Below are 22,518 nucleotides of genomic sequence, written 5' to 3' on the forward strand. Positions count from 1 at the left end.
GCGAAGCGGGGGCCAAGAAGGAGAACGAGCATGGCGATTGCGTCGCTGCCCGTCATGTCCGCGGAAGGCGGACTGTCACGTTACCTCGACGAGATTCGTAAGTTCCCGATGCTGGAACCGAACGAGGAATTCATGCTGGCGAAACGCTGGCGCGAGCACGGCGACCGCGATGCGGCGCACCGGCTCGTCACATCCCATCTGCGGCTCGTGGCCAAGATCGCCATGGGTTATCGCGGCTATGGCCTGCCGATCGGCGAGGTCGTGTCCGAGGGCAATGTCGGCCTGATGCAGGCGGTCAAGCGCTTCGAGCCCGATAAGGGCTTCCGGCTCGCGACCTATGCAATGTGGTGGATCAAGGCCTCGATCCAGGAATACATCCTGCGTTCCTGGTCGCTGGTGAAGATGGGCACCACGGCCAACCAGAAGAAGCTGTTCTTCAATCTGCGCAAAGCCAAGAGCAAGATCTCGGCGCTTGGCGAGGGCGATCTGCGTCCCGAGCAGGTCAAGACCATCGCTACCAAGCTCGGCGTCAACGAGCAGGACGTCATCGACATGAACCGCCGCCTCGGCGGCGATGCGTCGCTGAACACGCCGCTGCGCGAGGATGGCGACGGTGAATGGCAGGACTGGCTGGTCGACGACAGCGAGAGCCAGGAACGCCGCTATGCGGACTCGCAGGAAAGCGACAACCGCCACTCGGCCCTGCGCGAGGCGCTCGATGTCCTGAACCCGCGCGAGCGCCGCATCTTCGAGGCACGCCGGCTGGCCGAGGACCCGATCACGCTGGAAGAGCTCTCCGAGGAGTTCAACGTTTCGCGCGAACGCGTCCGCCAGATCGAGGTGCGCGCCTTCGAGAAGGTGCAGGATGCGGTCAAGAAGGCCCTGACCCGCATCGAGGCGCCGCGCGCGGCGCTGCCGGCGGCTTAACCCGCGGCCGTTCATCAGCAAAGAAAAGGGGCGCGATGCGCCCCTTTTTCATGTGCGGTCAGTACAAGGGCAGGAGCGGCTGGACCGGCAGGCGGATCGGCCCGAGATAGACGCGGCCCTCGCGCAGCACCACCGGCGGCAACGCCGTCAGGCCGGGCGCCGCACCCGGTGCCTGCGCGCTGGCCCGGCCCCCGAGCAGGCCCCCAAGGCCACCGAGCCCCCCCCCGACCGGAACGCCGGCGATCTGCTTGATGCCCGCGAGCGAGGCCTGGATCTGTCCGGAAACACGATGCGTCTGGTCGAGCAGCAACAGGCCGCTCGCCTCGATGCGGGCCGGGCCCTTGACTGAGACCAGCTTCGTCAACTCGATCTGCCCGCCAGCGCTGCGCCAGCGCTCCAGCGCATCGGGATTGAAACCGAGCTTGAAGGCCTCGGCCTGCGTCAGGGTCGCCTGGATGTCGACATCGCCGGCCTCGCTCGTGCCGAGCAGCGCATCGAGCGCAGGTAGGACGGAGCCCTTGGTGCTGATGGCGAGATCGGTGGCCTGATCGCTTGCCGGGCGCGTCGGATTGCGGCGCAGATGGACCTCCAGGCTGGCCGCGCGCCAGCCTTCATTGGCCTGGCCGGGCGCGGCGAGGGTCGCATTCGGCTCGGTCATGACCAGGGAGACCTGCTGGGGCGCCGTGCCGTTATGCGTCAGGCTTGCCTCGAGCCGAGCCCAGGCCAGATCGAGCTTGCGGCCTTCGGGCAGGCTGGCCTGCAGCGGGCCGGTGATCTGCATAATGACGAGCCCGGGCGAATAGATCTGCCCGAGCGCGAGGCTTGGCCCGGTCTGCAGCTTCACCGCATCGCCCCAGCGCACAGAGGTCAATTCCAGCGACGCGCAACGCAGTTCGACACGAAACGGAAAACCGCTGATCGAACGGTCCAGGCAGCTCCAGCTGCGACCGAGGCCGGCCTCGCGCACCAGCGCCGTGTCGACCGCCTCCGCGACACGCCCGCGCACCACGAACCAGAAGCCGCTCCAGGCGGCGGCCAGCAACGCGAGCAGTACGAAGGGCGCATAGAGCCAGAACCGGCTGCGGCGACGCGTGGGAGGAAGATCGGTCATACGGCGGCAGTCCATTGCGAAAAAGCGAGCGGATTGTTAGCTGCCGCCGAGCAAGGACGCCAGTGCGCCCATCAAGCAGGCGGCCACGGCAAAATTATGGGGTGACGATGACAGCTGATCTCGGTGCGAGCGATCTCTGGGTCTTCGGCTATGGCTCGCTGATCTGGCGGCCTGGCTTTCCTTTTGAGGAAAGCGTCGTCGCGCGGCTGCACGGCTACCACCGCTCACTTTGCATCTTCTCGCATGTCCATCGCGGCACGCCCGAACGTCCCGGCCTCGTACTGGGCCTCGATCGCGGCGGCATCTGCCGCGGCCTTGCCTTCCGGGTCGCAGCCGGCGAGGCGGCCGAGACCGTGACCTATCTGCGCGCCCGCGAACAGGCGACTTCGGTCTATCTCGAGCGCCATATGCCGGTGCGGCTCGATGATGGGCGCAACGTCAAGGCGCTGGTCTATGTCGCCGACCGCAAGCACCTGCAATATGCCGGGCGGCTGCCGCCGGACAAGGTGCTGGAGCTGGTACGCAACGGGCGCGGCGGCTCGGGCGAGAACCCGGACTATGTGCTGCAGACCCATGAACATCTGCGCAAGATGGGCGTCTTCGACCCTGTCCTCGCCGAGCTCGCGCAAAAACTCGCCCCCGGCCTCGGCGAGCCGCGCCCGCCGCTCTAATATCGGCTCAGACCTCCGGCATCAGGTCGAGCAGCGCCGCGCGGCGGCTCATGCCGTCCTCTGCCAGCAGATGGACATGGATTTCGCGCGCGCCGGCTTGCGTCACCGCCTGCCGCCAGCGCGTCAGCGCTGCCTCGACCCCGAACGGCCCGCTGTCGCGCGCGGCGAGGATCTCGCGATCCGGCGAGACCGCCAGCAGCACCGCATCGGTGAAGCCGAGCGCATGATCGTCCGAGACCGTGAAGACCGAGGCGACGTAGCGCCGGCCCGAACGTCCGCGCCAGGCGGTGAAGCGACGCTCTGTCAGGCCCGCCGTGCTGCGCAGCGGCATTTCGCGCGCCGAGACCACGGGCTCGTCAGCGAAAAGATCGGCGTGGGAATAGGCGAGAGCGGCCATCCGTTCCTCCTTTTGTTCCAGAACAAAATGAGAACGAACAAGCTATCTGTCAAGGGGAGCAGGCCTAGATCACGTCGCATTCGGACGGGAACGTCCGAATGCGAAAAACGTGATCGATTCCTAGAGTTTAGAGCATTGCTCACGCGAAAAAACCGGCATCCACTTTTTCGCGCAATGCTCTAGGCAGCCGGCCTTGCTGACAGTTGCTGTCAGGAGTGTTTCGCCAGCGGGTCGAGACCGAGCTTGGCCAGTTCGCTACGCCCCAGCGCCAGCAGTCGGTCGCTTTCCGTCTCGATACTGTCCTGCAGCAGCGCCTGGAACTCCGTCTTGCTCAGCCCCGGCGGGATCGCCGGCAGGAATGTCAGGCGGATCGTACCCGGCAGGCGCAGAAACTTGCGGCGCGGCCAGTACAGACCTGAATTCAGCGCGACCGGCACGCAAGGCACCTTGAGATCGGCATAGAGATGCGCGACGCCGTATTTGTAGTCCGGCGGAGCCCCGGCCGGCCGGCGCGTGCCTTCCGGGAAGATCAGGAGCTGGCGCCCGTTCTCGCGCATCTCGATCCGCGAGCGCCGCGTGACCTGGGCCAGGGCCCGCGCCCGCCCGCCACGATCGACCGGAATCATCCTGAGCTTGAGCAGGCACCAGCCGAAGAACGGAATCCAGGTCAGTTCGCGCTTCAGGATGAAGACCGGATCGGGAAACAACCCGATCAGGACAAAGGTCTCCCAGAGGGACTGGTGCTTGGACGCAACGATCAGCCCGCCGCTGGGGACGTTCTCGAGCCCCTTGATCTCAAAGCCCGTGCCCGACGTCACCCGCAACAGGAAAAGCGCGCTGCGGGACCAGCCGCCAGCGACCTTCATCAGGTAGCGTCGGGGCAGCAGCAAGGCGGGAAATGCCGCGAACACCAGCCAGAGCGACAGGTTGACGTAGAACACGACATTGGCGAGCAGGGAGCGCAGGATCAGCATGGCGCGCAAAGAGCCCGTCAGCTCGCCGCCGTCAAGCGCGTGAACGCGGATCAGGCGTTGTTGCGATGGTCATGCAGGCGCGTGCGCTTCTCATAGTCTGGCCCGAGAAACCCTGCGGGTTTCGGCGAAACCGGCTTGCGGCCGCCGATGATGACCGAGAGCCGCGACGTCTCGGGATCCCCCTCGAAAGCGCTACGCAGGCGCGCCACGAGGTATTTGCCGTATTCGGGCCCAAGCAGCCGGACTGCATTCCAACTCCGCCACCAGCCGGTCGTGTCGATCTGGTCGGTCACGACCGGATGCGGCACGAGGCGCACGCCCGGCATCGCATGGGCGAACTCGGCCAGCACGCGTGGCATGTGGTAGTTTGAGGTCACGACCAAAAGTGAGTGGAATTCATGCTGGCGCACCCAGCGGCGGGTCTCGATGGCGTTGCCGATGGTGTTGCGGGCGCGGTAGTCGAGATCGACGCAGCAGGCGAGAAGCTCGCGCGCCGAGGGGTTGAGCTTGGCGAGTTCCTCGCGACTCGTCTTCTCGTTGACGCCGCTGATCAGCAGACGCGAGCCGCGCTCGGCGCCGAGCAGGCCGATAGCGTCGCCGATACGCTGCGAGCCACCGGTGACGACGACGATCGCGTCCGTACGCGGCACGGCGACAGGCTCCCGCGGCTCGATTCCGGAGGCGAATTCGGCATAGCCCAGCCCGAGCGCCACTGAGGCTGCAACCAGCATGCAGCCCAGGAGCCATCCCAGGCGCCTTGGCCAGCTCCAGCGGGCCGCATGCATGCGAGACTGCCCGGGCGTCATGGATCGCTCGTTTCGTCCTGCCAGCAGATGCTCGTGACTGCTTCCGATCATCACCATGTCTTGGTTAGGTTAAACCGCCAATCGGGCATAACGGCGGCGGGCTCGGCATTCCTGCCGCCACAAGGGTTAAGGGTTTTTAAGCCAACGCGCGTAGATAATGTCGCACCGTGAATCGTGAGACGAGCCCCGCGATCGCCGCCACCACCGCGGCCACCATGATCACCGCGACATAGCCCGACCAGCCGATCTCGAAAGCCCCGAATAAAGCCTGCAATTGTTCTGCCTCGGGCGCCGCGCCCAGGCGTGATGCCACGAAACCGAGCAGGGCGATCACGACAATCGCGCCCGCTCCACCGATCGCGCCGCCCCTCAGGCCCAGCCTGACGAAGCGGCTCTGGAATTCACGCGCGATGAAGGCGTCGTCGGCTCCCACGAGATGCAGCACCTCGACGCTGTCGCGGCTGCCGGCCATGGCGCCACGCGTGGCGAAGGCGACGGCGAGCGCAGCCGCCGTCAGCACCAGCAGCACGACGGCAGCGCCGGACAGGATGATGGTGTTCGCCATGGTCGAGAGCCGGCGCACCCAGAGGCGATGATCGTCGAGGATCGCGCTCGGAACCTCGTGGCGCAGCGCAGCGCTGAAAGTCGAGAGATCCGGCCCGACATTCGATCTCAGCTTGATCACGATCAATCGGGGCACCGGCAATTCGACGAGATCGAGCCCCGTGCCGAGCCAAGGCTCGAGCAGCTTGTCCGATTCCGCCTTCGGCACCACGCGAACCGTCTCGATGCTGGCGACGCCCGCCGCCATCGCCACCGCGCGCGAAAGATCGGCCTCCATGTCGCGGCGCGAATCCGGCCTGATCTGGATCGTCATCTCATTGGCGACCGCGCCACGCCACTGCTCCGAGGCGCGCGCCGCCAGTACGGCCGCACCGGCGCTCAACGCCGCCAGGAAGGTCAGGATAGCGATGACCGCCATCAGCGCCCGCCCCGCCACCGAATCGAGCGGCACCAGAGGCTGGTCACGCCGCAGGTTCGGCGGCAAGGCCAGCCCCTCATGCTCGGCTTCATCGCTGTCGGCTTCATGCATCGACATGCAGATGCCCGTCGACGAGAACAAGACGCGGCGCGTCGTAGAGCTCCATCAGCGCAAGATCATGCGTCGCGATCACCACCGCCGTGCCCAGCGACTGCAATTCCATGAACAACCGGAGCAGGCGCCGGCCCAGGCCTGGATCGACATTGCCCGTAGGCTCGTCGGCCAGCAGCAATTCAGGCCGGCTGATCAGCGCACGCGCGATCGCCGCGCGCTGCTTCTCGCCGCCCGACAGGACCGGCGGCACCGCATGCATGCGCTCGCCCAGCCCAACCCAGCGGAGAAGCTCGACGACCTCGGCACGGTAACTCGTCTCTTCCTTGCCAAGCACGCGCAGGGGCAACGCCACATTCTCATAGAGCGTGAGATGATCGAGCAGGCGGAAATCCTGGAACACCACGCCCATGCGCCGGCGAAAGCCGGTCAGCGTCGTCGCGTCCAGGCGCGAAACATCCTGCCCGAACAGGTTGACCAGCCCCCGCGTCGGCTTCAGCGCCATCAGGACGAGACGGATCAGCGTGGTCTTGCCGGCGCCCGAAGGGCCGGTGAGATACTGGAACGAACGCGGCGCGATGCTGAAGTTGATGTCCTTCAGCACCTCCGGGCCCATGCCATATCGCAGACCGACATTCTCGAACCGAACCAAACCGCCATCCCTTCGAGCCGCATTGCGAATCTCAGCTGCGATCCTACACCTCAAGCGCGCCGCCCCGGAATGCGACCGGAGCGACAGGCACCTTGGCGCACAGGTTCTTCACGAGGCGTTAACCATAAATCAGCCCAATGGAGAGGGTGGCCCGCAATCGCGGGCAACGGAGCTTGAACCGCGATGACGCAGGGTGAAGGCTCCCTGGCGACGCCGGCCACGATTGTTCAACCGAGGCAAGGAGCCGAGCCTGGCAAGCCCATGCTGATCGTCTGTCCATCCTGCTCCAGCCGGTATGAGCTCGACGCGGCCAAGCTCGGCCCGACGGGACGCAAGGTCCGCTGCGCCTCCTGCCAGACCTTGTGGCATGTCGACCCGGCGCAGGATTTTCCGGAGCCCCCCAGCGCGGTGGAGACGCAGGCCCTCCTGAACGAGGAACTCGAGCGCGCAAACGAGATCGACGCGCAGATCAGCGCCGTCGCCTCCGAACACACCGACACTCTCGAGGCCATCCCACCGCAGCCGCGCAAGCGCGGCAAAGGCAAGCGCTCCCCGGCGAAGGACGCCAGGATCGGTCAACCCCGCCCGCGCCACGCTGCGGCCTTCGTCGCGCTCGGCCTAGGCGGCGCAGCGCTGCTCGGCCTCCTCGTCTGGCAGCGCAATCTCGCCGTGCGCGGCGCGCCGCAGCTCGCCATCGTCTTCGAGAAGCTCGGCCTTCCCATCAATGTCCGCGGCCTCAGCTTGAGCGCTGTCGAAAGCGGGCTGGTCGAAGACGGGCAGAATCGCTTCCTCGTCGTCGAGGGCGACGTGACCAATATCAGCAAAGGCAGGGCGCCGATGCCGCCGATCGAGGTCGCGGTCAAGGATGCCGCCGGCCAGACGCTTTACACATGGACGACCGAGCCGCCGCGACCGAACCTGGAACCAGCCGAGCTCGTCCGCTTCCGCGCCAGGCTCGCCTCCCCGCCCGAAGCCGGGAAATCCGTGCTGGTGCGCTTCACCTCGGCCAAGGCGACAGGCCTCGCCAACGCGCATTAAAGCACTGCTCTTGAAAGCACGGCTCTTGCGAAAAACCGGCGCCCACTTTTCTTACATGCTCTAGGCGAATAGAGCCTCTGGCCGATCCAGGTGGATGCTATAAGCCTGCCTGAAAGACGAAGCGCGCGACATTCTGCGCCGAAAAGCTGGCCAGTTCCCGGCCAGCCACGAAAGGACGACGAGACGATGGCTGAAGCCCGGCGCATCAGGGTGCTCTACGACGAAGGCGAGATCGCGCATCGCAACGAGGAAATGGCGCGGATGATCGCGGCAAACTCGCCGCCGGATCTGCTCGTGGTGGCGGTGCTGAAGGGCAGCTTCATGTTCGTCGCCGACCTGATCCGTGCCATGCATCGCGCCGGCATGACCCCGCAGGTCGAATTCGTGCATCTCTCCAGCTATCGCAACGCCGCGATCTCGTCCGGCCAGGTCGAGATCCTGCGCGACGTCCAAAGCGACGTTCGCGGCCGCGAGGTGCTGCTGGTCGACGATATTCTTGAATCCGGGCGCACGCTCGCCTTCGCCAAGGATCTGCTGTCGGCGCGCGGAGCCGCCAAGGTCTCGAGCGCCGTGTTGCTGGAAAAACCGGGGAAGCGCGCGGTCAACATCAAGGCGGATTATATCGGCTTTGAATGCCCGGACTATTTCGTCGTCGGCTATGGCATGGACGTTGCTCACGCCTATCGGCAATTGCCCTATGTCGGCGTCATCGAGACGGCCGATCAGGCTGGCCTGCCCGGGATCTGAACGATGTCGCGAATTCTGGTCGTCGATGACGAGGAACCCCTCCGCACGCTCGTGGCACGCGGCCTCACCATGGATGGGCATACCTGCCTGATGGCGGCCGACGGTGCCGAGGCGCTCGATATCCTGATCGCCGAGAAGGGCCGCTTCGACCTGCTGCTCACCGATATCCGCATGCCGCTGATGGACGGGATTGCGCTTGCCCTTGCCGCGAAGCAGGAATTCCCCGAACTGACCATCATGCTGATGACGGGTTATGCCGAGCAGCGCGAACGGGCGAAGAGCCTGGAGGCGATCATCTCCGAGGTCATGGTAAAGCCGTTCACCATCGCCGATCTGCGCGCGACCGTGATGAAGGTCATCGAGCGCTCGATCGGCTGAGCGCGAGCGCCGGCCCTTGCACCAACCACCCGGCCTGCGCCAGATGGCCATTCCCAGTCCCTCACGGAACTTGTTCGGATCTCCCATGCCGCAGCGCCCGCTTCACCCTCGCTCTCTCGCCGCGCAGGCCATGGGCAAGATCGACCCGCAGACCAAGGGTGTGGTTACCCCGATCCATATCGCCACGACCTATATCCGCGACGAGGACAATGCCTATTCCTCGGGCTTCATCTATGGCCGGCCCGACAACGAGACGATCCGCGAGGCTGAGAGCGTGCTCGCCATGCTGGAGGAAGCCAAGGCCGGCGCACTGCTTTTCAGCTCCGGCATGGCAGCGGCGACCGCCGTCTTCCAGGCCCTCTCGCCGGGCGACCATGTCGTCGCGTCCAAGGTGATGTACTGGGCGCTGCGCGCCTGGCTGCAGACCGAGGCGACGCGCTGGGGGCTGGTCATCGACTTTGTCGAGACGGACGATCTCGCCGCCCTGAAGGCGGCCGTGAAGCCTGGCGTCACCAAATTGATCTGGGCCGAGACGCCCTCGAACCCGCTCTGGACCATCACCGACATCGCCGGCGTGGCCGAGATCGCGCGCAAGGCCGGCGCCAAGCTCGCGGTCGATTCGACTTGCGCCTCGCCGGTGCATACGCGGCCGCTGACGCTCGGCGCCGACATCGTCATGCATGCCGCCACCAAGGTGCTGAACGGCCATTCCGACGTCGTGGCCGGCGCGCTCTGCGCCCGGCAGGACGACGAGTTCTGGAATCGCATCAAGACCGTACGCAAGGGGCAAGGCGGGATTCTGGGCCCCTTCGAGGCCTTTTTGCTGATGCGCGGCCTGCGCACGCTCCATCTCCGGCAGGAGCGCCAGAGCGCCTCCGCCATGGCGCTGGCGCAAAGGCTCTCGGCCCATCCGCTGGTGGCGCGCGTGCTCTATCCCGGCCTGCCGCAGCACCCCGGCCACGACATCGCCGCCCGCCAGATGGAAGGCGGCTTCGGCTTCATGCTCTCGGTGCAGGTGACGGGCGGCGAGGCTGCGGCGATCAAGGCGGCGGCTCATGTCGAGCTCTATAAGCGCGCCACCTCGCTCGGCGGCGTCGAGAGCCTGATCGAGCATCGCGCCTCGATCGAGGGCGCGGGCTCGCCCTGCCCCACCGACCTGCTCAGACTCTCGACCGGCATCGAGGATGTCGAGGACCTCTACGCCGATCTCGACCAGGCCCTGAAGGCCGGGCACAGCTGACGGCCCCCGAAAGCTGCAGGACATAGCGCGGGGAACCCTCTCCAACTCAAGTCGGATGTTTCCGACTTGAGTCACTAGCCACCAATCTCGGACAAGCCTGAGATTGGTGAGAGAAGGGCAGGGATGAGCGCCCGCCGCTTGATGCTTTGGCTGTGACCTCACGCTGCCCCGTCGTCATTGCGAGCGCAGCGAAGCAATCCAGAGGACGTAGAGCGAGGCTTCCTGGATTGCTTCGCTGCGCTCGCAATGACGACAATGGTTTTCACGCCACTGGTCCAGGGGCCGACACCTCACCCCTACCCCTCTCCACTGCGACCGTCACAGCCCTGAAACAGGGCAGCGCTAGCTCACCGCAACGCCAGCGAGGAGACGACGATCATGCAAGGCCAGACGCTCGAGACCAACCGCCGGACGCTCCTTCTCGGGCTCGGCGCCGCAGCACTCGCAGTGCAGGCCCTGCCGGCCGCCGCCCGCAACCTGCCCACGCTTCCCACAAGCAATCTCGGCAGCGACGCCGGCTACTGGAGCGCGGTGCGCGACCTCTACAGCGTCACCCCCGACATGGTGAACCTCGAGAACGGCTATTGGGGCATCATGGCCGAGCCGGTGAAGGCCGAATACAAGCGCCTGACCGACTTCGTGAATTTCGAGAACACGGTCTATGCCCGCACCAAGATCGGGCAGGATCTCGACGATGTCCGCGCGCCGCTCTCCGCCTTCCTGGGTGTGGCCAGGGAAGAGATCGCGTTGACGCGCGGCGCAACCGAGGCGCTCCAGGCGCTGATCTCGGGCTACAATAAGCTGAAACCCGGCGACACCGTGCTCTATGCCGATCTCGACTATGATTCGATGCAATACGCCATGAACTGGCTGAAGGACCGGCGCGGGGTCGCGGTCGCCAAATTCGACATCCCGGAGCCCGCCACCCGTCAGGCCGTGCTCGACGCTTATGACGCCGCGCTGAAAGCCAATCCGAAGACCAAGCTGCTCCTGCTGACCCATATCAGCCATCGCACCGGGCTGATGATGCCGGTCAAGGAACTCGCCGCCATGGCCAAGGCGCGTGGCGTCGACGTCATCCTCGACGCCGCCCATAGCTGGGGCCAGATCGACTTCCAGGCCAAGGACCTCGGCATCGATTTCATCGGCTTCAACCTGCACAAATGGATCGGCGCGCCGCTCGGCGTCGGCATGCTCTACATCGCCCGTGAGCGGCTGGCCGACATCGACCCCTATATGGCCGATGAGGATTTCAAGGCCGACGATGTCCGTTCCCGCGTCCATACCGGCACGCCGAACTTCGCCGCCCAGCTCACGGTCCCGACCGCGCTGGCCTTGCATCGTGAGATCGGTCCACAGGCCAAGGAGGCGCGCTATCGCCACCTGCGCAACTACTGGGTCAACAAGGCGCGCGAATTGAAGGGCGTCGAGATCCAGACGCCCGACGATGCCACCATGGTCGCCGGCATCACCTCCTTCGCGCTGACCGACAAGCGCTCGCCGGCCGAGACGAACGCGATCGTCGCGGCGCTGCGCGACCAGCACAAGGTGATGACGGTGCGGCGCGGCGGCGTCGCCAAGGGCAACACGATCCGGATCTCGCCGGCGCCCTACATCATGGAAGCCGATCTCGACCGCTTCGTCGCGGCGCTGGCGGTGGTCTCGGGCAATCGCGCGGGGTGAGACGCCGCGACTGCCAGGCTCGCCGTCGGGCGCGTTCAGCCGCCGACGGCGGTGTATTCGGTCTCGATTGAGGAGGCGTGCGCCTCGTGATCGAAGCCGTAGATGTGGATCGTGATGACGTCGCCAGCGCCGAGATTGCGCATGCGGTGGATATTGGGACCCGAGGGTAGCATGCAGCCGACATAGCCAGCCTGGCGCTCCTGCTCCTCGGTCGGCACGGCACGGGCCACGTCGATGGCGCGATACCAGGTCTCGGTGATCGTACCGGCGACGACGCCAAAGCAGCAGGAGCAGTGATGGTCGTGGATGCAGGTGGTCGCGCCTTGCGCCCAGACGATCGCCCAGACGCTGACCGCTTCGTTGCCGGCGAGCAGGTTTCGGGTGTAGCCGCCGGCTTTGCGTTCGAGCGGCAGGCGCTGGACAAGATCGGGCATCGCGACGAGTTCGCGCAGAACAGTGCGGGCGGCAGCGAGATAGTCGCGCGAGAGCGTGCCTTCGTCCGTCCGCAGGCTGCGCAAGACGGCGCCGCGCCGCTCCTCGTTCAGATACCCCTGCATGCCGCGACTCCCCTCGACCAATCTCCAGACAAGGATAGCGGAGCGGCGTGAAACGGGTTTGCAAACTTGCGGCGAGACCGGTGATTCGTGAAAGTCGTTGCCAAGTCTAGCGATAAAGTTAGAAAATTATCGTGCTCGTATGATTGCAGGCGATCGTTATGTTCCGTATCGCATTGGGAGTTCCATGGCCAAGTTGGACGCCTTCGACCTTCGCATCCTGGCGCGGCTGCAGGAGGATGCGAGCCTGCCGCTGGCGGAACTCGCCGAAGCAGTCGGGTTGTCGTCGACGCCGTGCTGGCGGCGCGTGCAGAAGCTGGAAGCGGCGGGCTATATCCGCAAGCGGGTGGCGTTGCTCGACCGGGCCAAGCTCCAGGCCGACGTGACCGTCTTCATCGCGGTCAAGACGGCACGTCACTCGATGGAATGGCTCGAGCGCTTCCACGCCGCCGTGCACGATTTGCCCGAGATCGTCGATTTCTACCGGATGAGCGGCGAGATCGACTATCTGCTCAAGGCCTGTGTTCCGGACATCGCCGCCTATGACGCGCTCTACAAGAAGCTGATCTCGCGGATCGATCTCAACGACGTAACCTCGATGTTCGCTATGGAGGAGCTCAAGTCAACGACCGCGATTCCGCTGGGATTTGTGGAGCGGGCGTCGTGAGCACGGCTAGTCGCGGAATGTCCGCAATAGGAAAGCAGCTCCTCATTTATGAGTTTACAACCTAGCCCCTCGCCACCTTCTGATAGTGTACGTGAGCACCGGAAGCGCAGACGGTCGCGTCAGGCGGCCTCGCCAGTAGAATTCACGAGCGATCTCTACGCCTTCGCCACCTTCTGATAGTCCTTCACATCGGAAAAGCTCACCTCCGGCGCGCGCTCGGCGTCGTATTTCAGGGTGAACTGGCTGGATGCCATGAAGACCGGGTCGCCGTCGAGATCGTCAGCCATCGAGGACGGCTTCAGCGAGACGAATTTCTGCAGCGCCGCCTTGTCGTCGGACGAGACCCAGCGCGCAATCGAGAACTGGCAGGGCTCGAAATCGACCGGCAGCGAATATTCGACATCCATGCGCTCCTTGAGCACGTCGAGCTGCAATGCGCCGACCACGCCGACGATCGCCGGCGCGCCATCATGCGGCAGGAAGAGCTGGACGACGCCTTCTTCGGCCATCTGCTGCAGCGCCTCGCGCAGCTTCTTGGCCTTCATCGCGTCCTTCAGCTTGACGCGGCGCAGGATTTCCGGCGCGAAGCTCGGCACGCCCTTGAAGACGATGTCCTCGCCTTCGGTCAGCGTGTCGCCGATGCGCAAGGTGCCGTGATTGGGCAAGCCAACGATGTCACCGGCATAGGCTTCCTCCGCGATCGAGCGGTCGCGGGCGAAGAAGAATTGCGGCGCGTTCAGCGGCATCGGCTTGGCGGTGCGCACCAGCTTCGCCTTCATGCCGCGTGAGAGCTTGCCCGAGCAGACGCGCATGAAAGCGATGCGGTCGCGGTGGTTGGGATCCATGTTCGCCTGGATCTTGAAGACGAAGCCGGTCATCTTCGGCTCGTCCGCCTCGATCGCGCGCTTGTCGGCGATCTGCGCGCGCGGGCTCGGCGCATAGGCCCCCAGCGCATCGATCAGGTCGCGCACGCCGTAGTCGCGCAGTGCCGCGCCAAAATAGACCGGCGTCAGATGGCCCTCGCGGAACGACTGCAGATCGAACGGCTTGAGCCCCTCTGCAGCGAGGAAGACCTCTTCGCGCCAGGTCTCGGCCGCGCCGTTGGGCAGCAAGGTGTCGAAAAGCGGGTCGTCGGGACCCGAGACCGCCAGGTCCTGCGTGCTCTCGTCGCCCTTCTGGTTGCGGCGGAAGGTATTGGCCTTGAGATCATAGGTGCCGACGAATTCGCGCCCACGCCCGACCGGCCAGGTCATCGGCGCGACATCGAGCGCCAAAGTGGTCTCGATCTCGGCGATCAGGTCGAACAGGTCGCGGGTCTCGCGGTCGACCTTGTTGATGAAGGTGACGATCGGGATGTCGCGCAGCCGGCAGACCTCGAACAGCTTCTTGGTGCGCGCCTCGATGCCCTTGGCCGCGTCGATCACCATCACCGCGGAATCGACCGCGGTCAGAGTGCGGTAGGTGTCCTCGGAGAAGTCCTCGTGGCCCGGCGTGTCGAGCAGGTTGAAGACATGCCCGCCATATTCGAACGTCATCACCGAGGTCACGACCGAGATGCCGCGCTGGCGCTCGATCTTCATCCAGTCGGAGGAGGTCTGGCGGCGGCCGGCCTTCGCGCGCACCTCGCCGGCGAGCTGGATCGCGCCGCCGAAATAGAGCAGCTTTTCGGTCAGCGTGGTCTTGCCCGCATCCGGATGCGAGATGATGGCGAAGGTGCGCCGGCGCGCATGAGGGGCGGTCGTCGCGGCCGCCTCGATGGTCTGAATGTCGGTCATGGCCGTGTGAGAACAGGATGAGGCCGGGGAAGTCAATCAGCCGGGCTCAAAGCGGCCGGCAATAACGTCGGCTTGGAGCCTCTAACAAAACCTGGAGGGGTCTCGACGTCGGCAATTCGTTCGTTCCGCCGGAAGCGGTGCGAAGCCGATGCCATTGGCATCGGCAAGCGACGCGACGCCGCGGACGACCGAATTCTCGGCCCGAAGGTGGATTTTGGAGGGGTGCCTCCAGGTTTTATTAGAGGCTCTTAATCATTCCTCGTCACTATGCGGGGCTCCTGGGTCAGGTTTTGCGCACCGGCCCGACGAACGGGAGACAGCGCCTGTGGATGGTCGCCTTGCGCAAGATTGCCAACCAGATTTTCGCAAGCGTGGCCTTGCTGGCGCTGGCGGCGGCGCTCACCATCTTCATCAGCGTCCAGACGCTCAGCCGCTATGCCGCGATGACGGACGAGATGCAGGCGGCCTCGCTCAGGGTCCTGATGGCCGAACGCATGAACGGTCTCGTCAACGCCGTCGTCATGGAAACGCGCGGCATCATCATGAGCCGCGACGCGCAGGACGCCGAGCAATTCGCCCAGCCCCTCCTAGCCGAGCTCGCCGATATCCGTCGACTGCTCGCGGACTGGCGCCAGCAGGTCAAACCGGAGGACGAGGCCGCGTTCCGCGAGGTCGCGGTCCAGGTCGAGGCCTTCGTCCTCTTCCGTGAGGAAGCCGTGCGCCGGGGCCGCGTATCCGGCCCGGCCGCGGTCAACGAACTCACCAACAACGAAAGCAACCGGGCCAATCGGCGGGCCTTGAACGCCGCTCTCAAGCGCCTCGCGGCGCTCAGCGGCGCCGACAGCGCCGCAATCGACAGCAAGCTCAACGAGCTCCAGAAGGGCAGCATCCACTCCCAGATCCTGATCGGTACGCTCGTCATCTCGTTTGGCCTTGCCCTCACCCTCATCGTCGTGCGCTGGCGAGTGGCGAAACCGCTGCGCCTCCTCGCCAAGACGATGCAGCGCCTGGCCTTTTCCGAACCCGTCGACGCCATTCCTTCAACGTCGCGGCCCGACGAGATCGGCAGCATGGCGCGCGCCGTCGTCGTGTTTCGCGATAATGCCCTGGCGCGAGGTTCGCTCGAAGCCGAAGCGCGCGCCTCCGAGGCCGCCAGAGCGGGCCGGCAAGCCAGGCGCGAGCAATTGATCGCCGATTTCGACGTCAGGATCGAAGCCGTGCTCGACACGGTGCGCGCCAGCTCCCGCGAGATGGAGGCGACGGCGCGCACGCTCTCGAGCATCGCCACGGACGCAACCGCACAGGCCGGCGGCGCGCGCAGCGCCTCGCTCGATGCTTCGGACAGTGTCCGCGCCGTCGCCGCGGCCTCCGAGGAGCTCTCGGCCTCGATCGCAGAAATCGCCGAGCGCGTCGGCAAGGCCAACAGCGTCGTCACCAACGCGGCGCAGGACGCTGAAGCTGCGAGCACCAATGTCGCCAACCTGGCGCAGGCAGCGAGCAACATCGCCAAGGTGGTTGGGCTGATCCGCGACATCGCCGCCCAGACCAATCTACTCGCACTCAACGCCACCATCGAGGCTGCCCGCGCCGGCGAAGCGGGACGCGGCTTCAGCGTCGTGGCCGGAGAGGTCAAGTTGCTGGCGAGTCGGACCGCGCAGGCGACCGACGAGATCGCGGCCCAGATCGGCGCCTTCGAGCGCGATACGCAGGACGCTGTCATCAGCATCGAGACGATCGCGGACGTCATGAGCGAGGTCGCGCAACATACCGTCGCCATCGCCGGCGCCACCATCCAGCAGCGGATCGCGACCTCCGAGATCGCCAGCAGCGCCCAGGCCACGGCCGGCAGCACAGCGAACGTCGCCAACCAGATGGAGCATGTCACCGCGGCTTCCCAATCGGCGACGGCTTCGGCGAGCCAGGTTCTGGTTACGGCCGAGAAGCTGGCGCGCGAGGCGCAGGATCTGCGCGGCGCGGTCGAGACCTTCTTCAGGGATGTGCGGGCGGCCTGATGCTGTAGAGGCCTCAGTTCTTCAGGCGATAGCCGGTGCGGAAGATCCAGCCGACGACGGCGATGCAGGCCGCGAGGAAGACCAGCGTCATCCCCAGGCTGACGCCGAGGCCGACATCGGCGACGCCATAGAAGCTCCAGCGGAAGCCGCTGATCAGGTAGACGACCGGGTTGAACAGCGCGACCGTGCGCCAGAAGCCCGGCAGCATGTCGATCGAATAGAACGAGCCGCCGAGGAAGGTCAGCGGCGTCACAATCAGCAGCGGCACCACCTGCAAGCGTTCGAAACCGTCGGCCCAGATGCCGATGATGAAGCCGAACAAGCTGAAGGTGGTCGCGGTCAGCGCCAGGAAGAGCAGCATGAAGAACGGATGCTCGATCCTGATCTCAGGCACGAAGAAGGAGGCCGTCAGCAGGATGATCAGCCCGAGCAGGATCGACTTCGTCGCGGCTGCTCCGACATAGGCGATCACGGTCTCCCACCAGGCGACCGGGGCCGAGAGCAGTTCGTAGATCGTGCCGGTGAATTTCGGGAAATAGATCGCGAAAGAGGCGTTGGCGATGCTCTGCGTCAGCAGCGAGAGCATGATCAGCCCGGGCACGATGAAGGCGCCGTAAGGCACGCCGCCGATCACAGGCATATGCGAGCCGATCGCTCCGCCGAAGACGATGAAATAGAGCGAGGTCGAGATCACCGGCGAGACGATGCTCTGCAGCGGCGTGCGCCAGGTCCGCGCCATCTCGAACAGATAGATCGCGCGGATGGCATGCCAGTTGACGATTGCCGCGGTCATCGACGGTCCCTCACCAGGCTGACGAAGATGTCTTCGAGCGAACTCTGGCTGGTGCGCAGGTCCTTGAAGCGGATGTTCGCCTGGCTGAGGTCCTGGAGCAGTGCCGTGATCCCCGTGCGCTCGGCCTTGGTGTCGTAGGTGTAGACGAGCTCGTTGCCCTCAGCCTCCAGCGCCAGGTCGTAGCTCGCCAGCGCAGGCGGCACGGCAGCCAATGGCTCCTGCAGGGACAGGGTCAATTGCTTGCGCCCAAGCTTGCGCATCAGCTCGGCTTTTTCCTCGACGAGGATGATCTCGCCCTTGCTGATGACGCCGATGCGGTCGGCCATCTCCTCGGCCTCTTCGATGTAATGCGTCGTCAGGATGATGGTGACGCCGCGCTCCTGGAGCCCGCGCACGAGCTTCCACATATCCTGGCGCAGCTCGACATCGACGCCCGCCGTCGGTTCGTCCAAGAACAGGATCTGCGGCTCATGCGCGAGCGCCTTGGCGATCAGCACGCGCCGCTTCATCCCGCCTGACAGCATCCGGATCTGCGTGTCGCGCTTGTCCCAGAGCGTGAGGTCCTTCAGCACCTGCTCGACCAGAGCCGAATCCCGGCGCTTGCCGAACAGGCCCCGGCTGAAATTGACCGTGCTCCAGACGGTCTCGAAAGCGTCCGTCGTCAGCTCCTGCGGCACGAGGCCGATCTTGGCGCGCGCGGCGCGATAGTCGGTGACGATGTCGTGCCCGTCGGCCAGCACCTGCCCGCTGCTGGGGTTGACCAGCCCGCAGATGATGCTGATCAGCGTGGTCTTGCCGGCGCCGTTGGGCCCGAGCAAGGCGAAGATCTCGCCGCGCCGGATCGACAGGTCGACGCCCTTGAGCGCGCTGAAGCCCGATTTATAGGTCTTCGACAGGTTGGTGACGGAAATGATCGGCTGCATGGGCGGCATATAGGCGAGATCACGGCATGTTGCGATGCTGCGGGCATGCGCGCCGCGCGTAACCGGGAAAGCATCTGCGCCTGACGGGCTCTGTCAGCAGCCCGACATGGCAATGGCCGGAGCGAGGCCCGGCCATTGCAATCTTACATGAAACGGCCTGCGCCTCAGCGCATGAAGAACCAGAGCAGGATGATCAGCGGAATCGGCACCCCAAGGAGCCACAAAGCAATCGAACGCATTGAAAAACCTCATTCGAACAGACCATGCTGGGGCAACGCCCCCATGGCGCGAAAGGTTCCTCAATCCCCGGAAAGCCCCCCGGAAGGGCCGGCTATTTGAAGCTGATGCCCTCGATCAGCTTGGTCATGGCGGCGTCATGGGTCTTGTCGCCTTCCGGCGAGGCCCAATAGGTCATCAGGATGATCTTGCCGCTCGCCGCATTCGGATTGATCGCGACATAGCGGATGATCGAGGGGCCGTCCTTATTGGTTGCGGCAAGTTCGGTGAAGGACCAGGCCCGGCCGTTGACCTCGGACTTCTTGGTCTCGGACGCGCCGGTGACCGTGACGCCTTCCTTCTGGAAATAGCGGTCATGCTCCTTTTGAACGCTGTCCATCTCGCCGGGCGCGATCAGCTCGAACCAGAGATAGACCTCCTCGTCGGGCGTCTTGATCTCGAGCCCGCGCGCGATCGTCTTGCCCGACCATTCCTCAGGGATCGTCACGGTCGCGACGGGGTCAGCCGCAGTGAGGGTGAGCGGACCCGCCAGGGCCGGCATGGCAGCCATCACAGCGGCAACGGTGAAAGCCCGGATCATGTTTGACAGCATCGATATCTCCCCAGCACCTTAGGCGGTTGTTCCTGCTTGCCGGCGAGTCTCGGCAGGCAAAAACGGCAAGCCGTTCAGGCTTGGCCACGGCACGTTGCCCTTGGGGCAGGAGGCTGGCAATCGGGTTCGCGCAATTTCAGGCGAACGCCGTGACGCTGGGATGCCAGATCGGTTGATAGCCGTTCATGAGCGCACTCAGCGTCGCCGGCGGCGTCAAGACGGCGACAGCGCCAGTTGGACGAGGCTGCCGCGCGATATAGCCCGATGGCGACCAGAGCAATCCGGCATCGCCCCTGAGAGCCAGAAATCCCGCTTCGCTCGCTAGCATTGCGCCATCGGGCAATGCGTCTGCCTCCAGCTGGTGCAGGCGCTTCGCACGGCCGACGCGCCGCTCCGCATCGAGCCTGCGGTCGATAGCCGGAAAGAGCGGCGTCTCGCTCAAGCCGAGCCCGCTCACCAATGCCGCGCGATAGCGCAGCGCATCGGCGCGACGGCATTCCATGCAGGGTCGGTGGCCGGCGGCGAGCGCGGTCACCTCGTCGCAGAAGAACAGCTCGGTATAGCCCTGCCCCCAGACCTTCCGGCTGCGGCCCTTGAAGGACAGCACGCAGCAGAGCCATTGCCGGTTCGCATAAAGCCGCGTCGGCACGGCATGCGACCGCGGATCATGGAAGCGCCCGCCGCGATTGCCATAGAACAGGCCGCGTGCCGGATCGGCAAAGAGGCTGCCATCGGGGCTGACGCGATTGGGGAGAGGCATGCTGCGCACCATGCTCGGGTTCGGTGCAAGCTTAGGCGCCTCGATGTCAGATCGCGACAGCAGCGTATCGGCAAACGAACTCAGTCGCGCAGGCCGGCGACCGCCGGAGCGCGATAGGACATCAGCGCCGGCACCAGCGTGATCGCGCTGCCGACAAGAAGCAGCGCCGCCACGAAGGCGATCTCCTGGCTCTCGATCGCGAAGACGAGCCGCAGTCCGGTCTGCCCGGCGATGACGCCCGACAGCGCTGTCGTCAGCACCGCGCCGGCCAGCAGGCCCGCGACACAGCCCGCACCGATCAGCCCGGCCATGCCCAGCCAGACGACCAGCAGCACATAGCCGCGCGGCGCGCCCAGCGCCCGCAGGATCGCATAGCGCCGCCGCCGCAGGCCCGCGACCGCGATCAATAGCAACAGGACCGCCGCCAGGATCAGGAGCGCATTGAGGAAGGAGGCGGCGACCAGGACCTTGCGGACATCGCCGAGCGCGCGGTAGAGCGTGACCAGCACCTCGGCGGGAAAGAACGCCATCGTGCCGCCCTGGCGATATTGCGCCCGCAAGGCATAGGCGCCGGCGACGCTGCGCGGCTTGACGACAAGGGCCGGCACGCCGGGGATACGCGGCCCGTCGAAGGGCGGCCCGATCCTCCCGTCATCCACGGCGTGGCCATTGGCGAGGCCATGGATCTCCCAGACGCTCTCGACCGGCACCAGGATCGCCCGGTCCCAGGGCGAGCCGAGGCGCGGCAAGCGCCCGACCGCGACATAATCGTGACCGGCATGGCGATGCCCGGCCTCGTCCTCATGCGCCACGCCCGGACGCACGGTTGCGCCGAAGACGCCATGCGACGGCGTGATACGGTCGCCGAGGCCATAGCTGACATCGGCCCCCAGCACCGCCTCGCCCTCCCTCGCGAAGAGCCGCCCCTGCGCGGGCGTGAGCCGCCCCCAGCGGCCGGCAAAGGCCGCCGTGGTGCCCACGATCACATAGCCCTTGCTGACATCGCCGAAGGCGATCGGCGCGACGCCGGCGACGCGCTCATCCTGCGCCAGCGTATTGAGCAAGCGTCCGTCCATCAGCGGCACCGCATCCGGCTGGAGATAGACCGCCGACATCAGCAATTGCGTCTGGCTGCCCGGCGCGCCGATCAGCAGGTCGAAATCCTCGGCCGCGGCAGCCGAACTGCGTCGCAAAGCCCGCTCCTGCGCCCCGATCGCCACCCCAACGGCGACCGCGAGCGCCACCAGCACGATGATCGCCAGCGGCGTCCAGCGCAGGGCCCGGATATCGGCCCAGACCATCGGGAACGGGTTCATGCCGCGCTCTCGACCGGCACGACGGGCACTGCGGCAAGCTCGACGCGCCGGTCCATCCGCGCCAGCAGCGCCGTATCATGCGAGGCGCAGATCAGGGTGGCGCCGGTCTCGGTCGCAACCTCGACCAGGAGCGCTCCGACCTCGGCCGCATGGGCGGCGTCGAGGCTGGCTGTCGGCTCGTCAGCGAGGATCAGCGCCGGCTGGAGCAGCACCGCGCGCGCGATCGCCACGCGCTGCTGCTCGCCGCGCGACAGGACGCCGGCCTTGCGCCTGAGATCGGTCAGCCCCATCCGGGCCGCGAGCATCGCCGCCCGCTCATGTTCGGCCGGCCCGATCCGCCAATGCGAGAAGGTCAGTGGCAAGGTGATGTTCGCCGCGACGTCGAGCTCGGGGATCAGGTGGAAATCCTGGAAGACGAAGCCCAGCGTCGCCTGGCGCCAACGGTCGCGGGCGCCGATCGATAGGTCCGAGACGACCATGTCGCCCCAGCTGACCGAACCGGCATCGGGCCGGATCAGCCCGGCGACGAGATGCAGGAGCGAGGTCTTGCCCGAGCCCGAGGCGCCGCGCAGACCCACCCGTGCGCCGGCTGGAATCGCCAGGCCGGCAAGATCGAGCACTCGGAAGGGTCGGCCATCGCCGCCGCGATGGTCGAGCCTGATCCCGGTCAACTGCAGCGCCCGCGCCGCAGTTGCGGGCCGCCGGTCAAGCGACGTGAAAGCTGGCATCGACGAGTCTGATCTGGCTGACGAAGCCGGTCTCGGCATCGATCGCGGAACCGATTTCGAGACGGCCGGAGACCGCGACCTTCTGCCCGGCGCTGACCATCGGCGTCACCGCTTTCATGAAGACCACGACGATATCGACCGGCCAGTCGGCATCGGACTGGCAGAACGGGCAGATCGCCAGGGGTTCGCGCGTCAGCACGAAGAAATGGCTTTCGGGCTTCAGCGGCGGCGCCATATAGCCGAGCATGCGCACCTCCTGCCCGCGCAGGCTCGTGGCCCGATCCGAGAATTGGAAGCCGAGCACGCCGAAGGATTTGTAGAGCCCGTCGAAGCTGATCGCCGCCGCCTCGTCTGCGAAGGCGGCTTCGCAAAACGCGAGCGTCGCGAGCCCCTGAAAGAGCCCGCGACGGGATAGTCTTGCGAGGAGGATCGGTTGCTGCACGG

General features: G+C 65.8%; 24 protein-coding genes. 9 read left to right on the forward strand and 15 right to left on the reverse strand.

Annotated elements, in window-relative coordinates:
* The first annotated feature begins 30 nt into the window (after positions 1 to 30).
* Complete coding sequence (rpoH, locus tag BHK69_RS02065) at positions 31 to 927, forward strand: RNA polymerase sigma factor RpoH (protein ID WP_069688663.1); 897 nt, start codon at positions 31 to 33, stop codon at positions 925 to 927.
* A gap of 58 nt (positions 928 to 985) precedes the next feature.
* Here rpoH and BHK69_RS02070 read toward each other — a convergent pair whose 3' ends face one another.
* Positions 986 to 2,038, reverse strand: a complete 1,053-nt coding sequence (locus BHK69_RS02070; protein WP_158516145.1) for a DUF2125 domain-containing protein — start codon at positions 2,036 to 2,038, stop codon at positions 986 to 988.
* Positions 2,039 to 2,145: 107 nt separating this feature from the next.
* On the opposite strand from BHK69_RS02070, the gene BHK69_RS02075 reads away from it, so the two are divergent.
* Positions 2,146 to 2,709, forward strand: a complete 564-nt coding sequence (locus tag BHK69_RS02075) for a gamma-glutamylcyclotransferase (RefSeq protein ID WP_069693295.1) — start codon at positions 2,146 to 2,148, stop codon at positions 2,707 to 2,709.
* 7 nt (positions 2,710 to 2,716) lie between these two features.
* On the opposite strand, the gene BHK69_RS02080 is transcribed toward BHK69_RS02075, so the two are convergent.
* The 5 genes from BHK69_RS02080 to BHK69_RS02100 form a co-directional block, all read right to left on the reverse strand.
* On the reverse strand, positions 2,717 to 3,106 hold the full coding sequence (locus BHK69_RS02080; protein ID WP_083269070.1) for a hypothetical protein: 390 nt from the start codon (positions 3,104 to 3,106) through the stop codon (positions 2,717 to 2,719).
* 209 nt (positions 3,107 to 3,315) lie between these two features.
* Positions 3,316 to 4,080: a lysophospholipid acyltransferase family protein gene (locus BHK69_RS02085; RefSeq protein ID WP_069688665.1), complete on the reverse strand. Its 765-nt coding sequence runs from the start codon at positions 4,078 to 4,080 to the stop codon at positions 3,316 to 3,318.
* A gap of 50 nt (positions 4,081 to 4,130) precedes the next feature.
* Complete coding sequence (locus BHK69_RS02090) at positions 4,131 to 4,811, reverse strand: YdcF family protein (RefSeq protein WP_244548376.1); 681 nt, start codon at positions 4,809 to 4,811, stop codon at positions 4,131 to 4,133.
* Positions 4,812 to 5,022: 211 nt separating this feature from the next.
* On the reverse strand, positions 5,023 to 5,985 hold the full coding sequence (locus BHK69_RS02095; RefSeq protein ID WP_244548377.1) for a cell division protein FtsX: 963 nt from the start codon (positions 5,983 to 5,985) through the stop codon (positions 5,023 to 5,025).
* The gene (locus BHK69_RS02100) at positions 5,972 to 6,595 is read right to left on the reverse strand and encodes a cell division ATP-binding protein FtsE (protein WP_244546561.1); all 624 of its coding nucleotides are present in this window, start codon (positions 6,593 to 6,595) and stop codon (positions 5,972 to 5,974) included. Before BHK69_RS02100 ends, BHK69_RS02095 begins: the two co-directional genes overlap by 14 nt.
* 219 nt (positions 6,596 to 6,814) lie before the next feature.
* On the opposite strand from BHK69_RS02100, the gene BHK69_RS02105 reads away from it, so the two are divergent.
* The 5 genes from BHK69_RS02105 (at position 6,815) to BHK69_RS02125 (ending at position 11,717) form a co-directional block, all read left to right on the forward strand.
* The gene (locus BHK69_RS02105) at positions 6,815 to 7,669 is read left to right on the forward strand and encodes a zinc-ribbon domain-containing protein (RefSeq protein WP_069688667.1); all 855 of its coding nucleotides are present in this window, start codon (positions 6,815 to 6,817) and stop codon (positions 7,667 to 7,669) included.
* A 186-nt stretch (positions 7,670 to 7,855) separates the two neighbouring features.
* Complete coding sequence (gene hpt / locus BHK69_RS02110; protein ID WP_069688668.1) at positions 7,856 to 8,416, forward strand: hypoxanthine phosphoribosyltransferase; 561 nt, start codon at positions 7,856 to 7,858, stop codon at positions 8,414 to 8,416.
* 3 nt (positions 8,417 to 8,419) lie between these two features.
* Entirely contained in the window at positions 8,420 to 8,794 is a 375-nt protein-coding gene (locus BHK69_RS02115) for a response regulator (protein ID WP_069688669.1), read from the forward strand.
* 85 nt (positions 8,795 to 8,879) lie between these two features.
* The gene (locus BHK69_RS02120; protein WP_069688670.1) at positions 8,880 to 10,034 is read left to right on the forward strand and encodes a trans-sulfuration enzyme family protein; all 1,155 of its coding nucleotides are present in this window, start codon (positions 8,880 to 8,882) and stop codon (positions 10,032 to 10,034) included.
* Positions 10,035 to 10,412: 378 nt separating this feature from the next.
* The gene (locus BHK69_RS02125; protein ID WP_069688671.1) at positions 10,413 to 11,717 is read left to right on the forward strand and encodes an aminotransferase class V-fold PLP-dependent enzyme; all 1,305 of its coding nucleotides are present in this window, start codon (positions 10,413 to 10,415) and stop codon (positions 11,715 to 11,717) included.
* A 35-nt stretch (positions 11,718 to 11,752) separates the two neighbouring features.
* On the opposite strand, the gene BHK69_RS02130 is transcribed toward BHK69_RS02125, so the two are convergent.
* A complete protein-coding gene (locus tag BHK69_RS02130) occupies positions 11,753 to 12,274 on the reverse strand; it encodes a cysteine dioxygenase (protein ID WP_069688672.1) in 522 nt (173 codons plus the stop codon).
* A 193-nt stretch (positions 12,275 to 12,467) separates the two neighbouring features.
* Here BHK69_RS02130 and BHK69_RS02135 point away from each other — a divergent pair, with 193 nt between their 5' ends.
* Positions 12,468 to 12,938: an Lrp/AsnC family transcriptional regulator gene (locus BHK69_RS02135; protein ID WP_199579168.1), complete on the forward strand. Its 471-nt coding sequence runs from the start codon at positions 12,468 to 12,470 to the stop codon at positions 12,936 to 12,938.
* A gap of 155 nt (positions 12,939 to 13,093) precedes the next feature.
* On the opposite strand, the gene BHK69_RS02140 is transcribed toward BHK69_RS02135, so the two are convergent.
* Positions 13,094 to 14,713, reverse strand: coding sequence for a peptide chain release factor 3 (locus BHK69_RS02140; RefSeq protein WP_069688674.1), 1,620 nt, complete (start codon positions 14,711 to 14,713; stop codon positions 13,094 to 13,096).
* Between the two features lie 338 nt (positions 14,714 to 15,051).
* Here BHK69_RS02140 and BHK69_RS02145 point away from each other — a divergent pair, with 338 nt between their 5' ends.
* Complete coding sequence (locus BHK69_RS02145) at positions 15,052 to 16,725, forward strand: methyl-accepting chemotaxis protein (RefSeq protein WP_148663295.1); 1,674 nt, start codon at positions 15,052 to 15,054, stop codon at positions 16,723 to 16,725.
* A gap of 13 nt (positions 16,726 to 16,738) precedes the next feature.
* Here the strand turns inward: BHK69_RS02145 and BHK69_RS02150 are convergent, their stop codons facing one another.
* The 7 genes from BHK69_RS02150 to BHK69_RS02180 form a co-directional block, all read right to left on the reverse strand.
* Complete coding sequence (locus BHK69_RS02150; protein ID WP_069688676.1) at positions 16,739 to 17,518, reverse strand: ABC transporter permease; 780 nt, start codon at positions 17,516 to 17,518, stop codon at positions 16,739 to 16,741.
* A complete protein-coding gene (locus tag BHK69_RS02155) occupies positions 17,515 to 18,441 on the reverse strand; it encodes an ABC transporter ATP-binding protein (RefSeq protein ID WP_069693299.1) in 927 nt (308 codons plus the stop codon). Before BHK69_RS02155 ends, BHK69_RS02150 begins: the two co-directional genes overlap by 4 nt.
* A 331-nt stretch (positions 18,442 to 18,772) precedes the next feature.
* Positions 18,773 to 19,270, reverse strand: a complete 498-nt coding sequence (locus tag BHK69_RS02160; protein WP_069688677.1) for a hypothetical protein — start codon at positions 19,268 to 19,270, stop codon at positions 18,773 to 18,775.
* 136 nt (positions 19,271 to 19,406) lie between these two features.
* Positions 19,407 to 20,030, reverse strand: a complete 624-nt coding sequence (locus BHK69_RS02165; RefSeq protein ID WP_069693300.1) for a hypothetical protein — start codon at positions 20,028 to 20,030, stop codon at positions 19,407 to 19,409.
* Between the two features lie 80 nt (positions 20,031 to 20,110).
* Positions 20,111 to 21,346, reverse strand: coding sequence for an FtsX-like permease family protein (locus tag BHK69_RS02170; protein ID WP_069688678.1), 1,236 nt, complete (start codon positions 21,344 to 21,346; stop codon positions 20,111 to 20,113).
* Positions 21,343 to 22,074, reverse strand: a complete 732-nt coding sequence (locus tag BHK69_RS02175) for an ABC transporter ATP-binding protein (RefSeq protein ID WP_069688679.1) — start codon at positions 22,072 to 22,074, stop codon at positions 21,343 to 21,345. Before BHK69_RS02175 ends, BHK69_RS02170 begins: the two co-directional genes overlap by 4 nt.
* A complete protein-coding gene (locus BHK69_RS02180; RefSeq protein ID WP_244548378.1) occupies positions 22,052 to 22,516 on the reverse strand; it encodes a hypothetical protein in 465 nt (154 codons plus the stop codon). The genes BHK69_RS02175 and BHK69_RS02180 overlap by 23 nt, the downstream gene beginning before the upstream one ends.
* Positions 22,517 to 22,518 lie beyond the last annotated feature (2 nt).

This window comes from Bosea vaviloviae (genome assembly GCF_001741865.1).
Lineage (GTDB): Bacteria > Pseudomonadota > Alphaproteobacteria > Rhizobiales > Beijerinckiaceae > Allobosea > Allobosea vaviloviae.

What these genes read in the sequence shown, in the direction of transcription:
- BHK69_RS02080 (WP_083269070.1), bottom strand. Translation starts at nt 3,106, where the DNA reads ATGGCCGCTCTCGCCTATTCCCACGCCGATCTTTTCGCTGACGAGCCC.
- BHK69_RS02095 (WP_244548377.1), bottom strand. Translation starts at nt 5,985, where the DNA reads ATGTCGATGCATGAAGCCGACAGCGATGAAGCCGAGCATGAGGGGCTG.
- BHK69_RS02130 (WP_069688672.1), bottom strand. Translation starts at nt 12,274, where the DNA reads ATGCAGGGGTATCTGAACGAGGAGCGGCGCGGCGCCGTCTTGCGCAGC.
- BHK69_RS02100 (WP_244546561.1), bottom strand. Translation starts at nt 6,595, where the DNA reads ATGGGCCCGGAGGTGCTGAAGGACATCAACTTCAGCATCGCGCCGCGT.
- BHK69_RS02150 (WP_069688676.1), bottom strand. Translation starts at nt 17,518, where the DNA reads ATGACCGCGGCAATCGTCAACTGGCATGCCATCCGCGCGATCTATCTG.
- BHK69_RS02170 (WP_069688678.1), bottom strand. Translation starts at nt 21,346, where the DNA reads ATGAACCCGTTCCCGATGGTCTGGGCCGATATCCGGGCCCTGCGCTGG.
- BHK69_RS02160 (WP_069688677.1), bottom strand. Translation starts at nt 19,270, where the DNA reads ATGCTGTCAAACATGATCCGGGCTTTCACCGTTGCCGCTGTGATGGCT.
- BHK69_RS02075 (WP_069693295.1), top strand. Translation starts at nt 2,146, where the DNA reads ATGACAGCTGATCTCGGTGCGAGCGATCTCTGGGTCTTCGGCTATGGC.
- BHK69_RS02085 (WP_069688665.1), bottom strand. Translation starts at nt 4,080, where the DNA reads ATGCTGATCCTGCGCTCCCTGCTCGCCAATGTCGTGTTCTACGTCAAC.
- hpt (WP_069688668.1), top strand. Translation starts at nt 7,856, where the DNA reads ATGGCTGAAGCCCGGCGCATCAGGGTGCTCTACGACGAAGGCGAGATC.
- BHK69_RS02090 (WP_244548376.1), bottom strand. Translation starts at nt 4,811, where the DNA reads ATGCTGGTTGCAGCCTCAGTGGCGCTCGGGCTGGGCTATGCCGAATTC.
- BHK69_RS02115 (WP_069688669.1), top strand. Translation starts at nt 8,420, where the DNA reads ATGTCGCGAATTCTGGTCGTCGATGACGAGGAACCCCTCCGCACGCTC.
- BHK69_RS02140 (WP_069688674.1), bottom strand. Translation starts at nt 14,713, where the DNA reads ATGACCGACATTCAGACCATCGAGGCGGCCGCGACGACCGCCCCTCAT.
- BHK69_RS02070 (WP_158516145.1), bottom strand. Translation starts at nt 2,038, where the DNA reads ATGACCGATCTTCCTCCCACGCGTCGCCGCAGCCGGTTCTGGCTCTAT.
- BHK69_RS02175 (WP_069688679.1), bottom strand. Translation starts at nt 22,074, where the DNA reads ATGCCAGCTTTCACGTCGCTTGACCGGCGGCCCGCAACTGCGGCGCGG.
- BHK69_RS02125 (WP_069688671.1), top strand. Translation starts at nt 10,413, where the DNA reads ATGCAAGGCCAGACGCTCGAGACCAACCGCCGGACGCTCCTTCTCGGG.
- BHK69_RS02105 (WP_069688667.1), top strand. Translation starts at nt 6,815, where the DNA reads ATGACGCAGGGTGAAGGCTCCCTGGCGACGCCGGCCACGATTGTTCAA.
- BHK69_RS02155 (WP_069693299.1), bottom strand. Translation starts at nt 18,441, where the DNA reads ATGCAGCCGATCATTTCCGTCACCAACCTGTCGAAGACCTATAAATCG.
- rpoH (WP_069688663.1), top strand. Translation starts at nt 31, where the DNA reads ATGGCGATTGCGTCGCTGCCCGTCATGTCCGCGGAAGGCGGACTGTCA.
- BHK69_RS02120 (WP_069688670.1), top strand. Translation starts at nt 8,880, where the DNA reads ATGCCGCAGCGCCCGCTTCACCCTCGCTCTCTCGCCGCGCAGGCCATG.
- BHK69_RS02165 (WP_069693300.1), bottom strand. Translation starts at nt 20,030, where the DNA reads ATGCCTCTCCCCAATCGCGTCAGCCCCGATGGCAGCCTCTTTGCCGAT.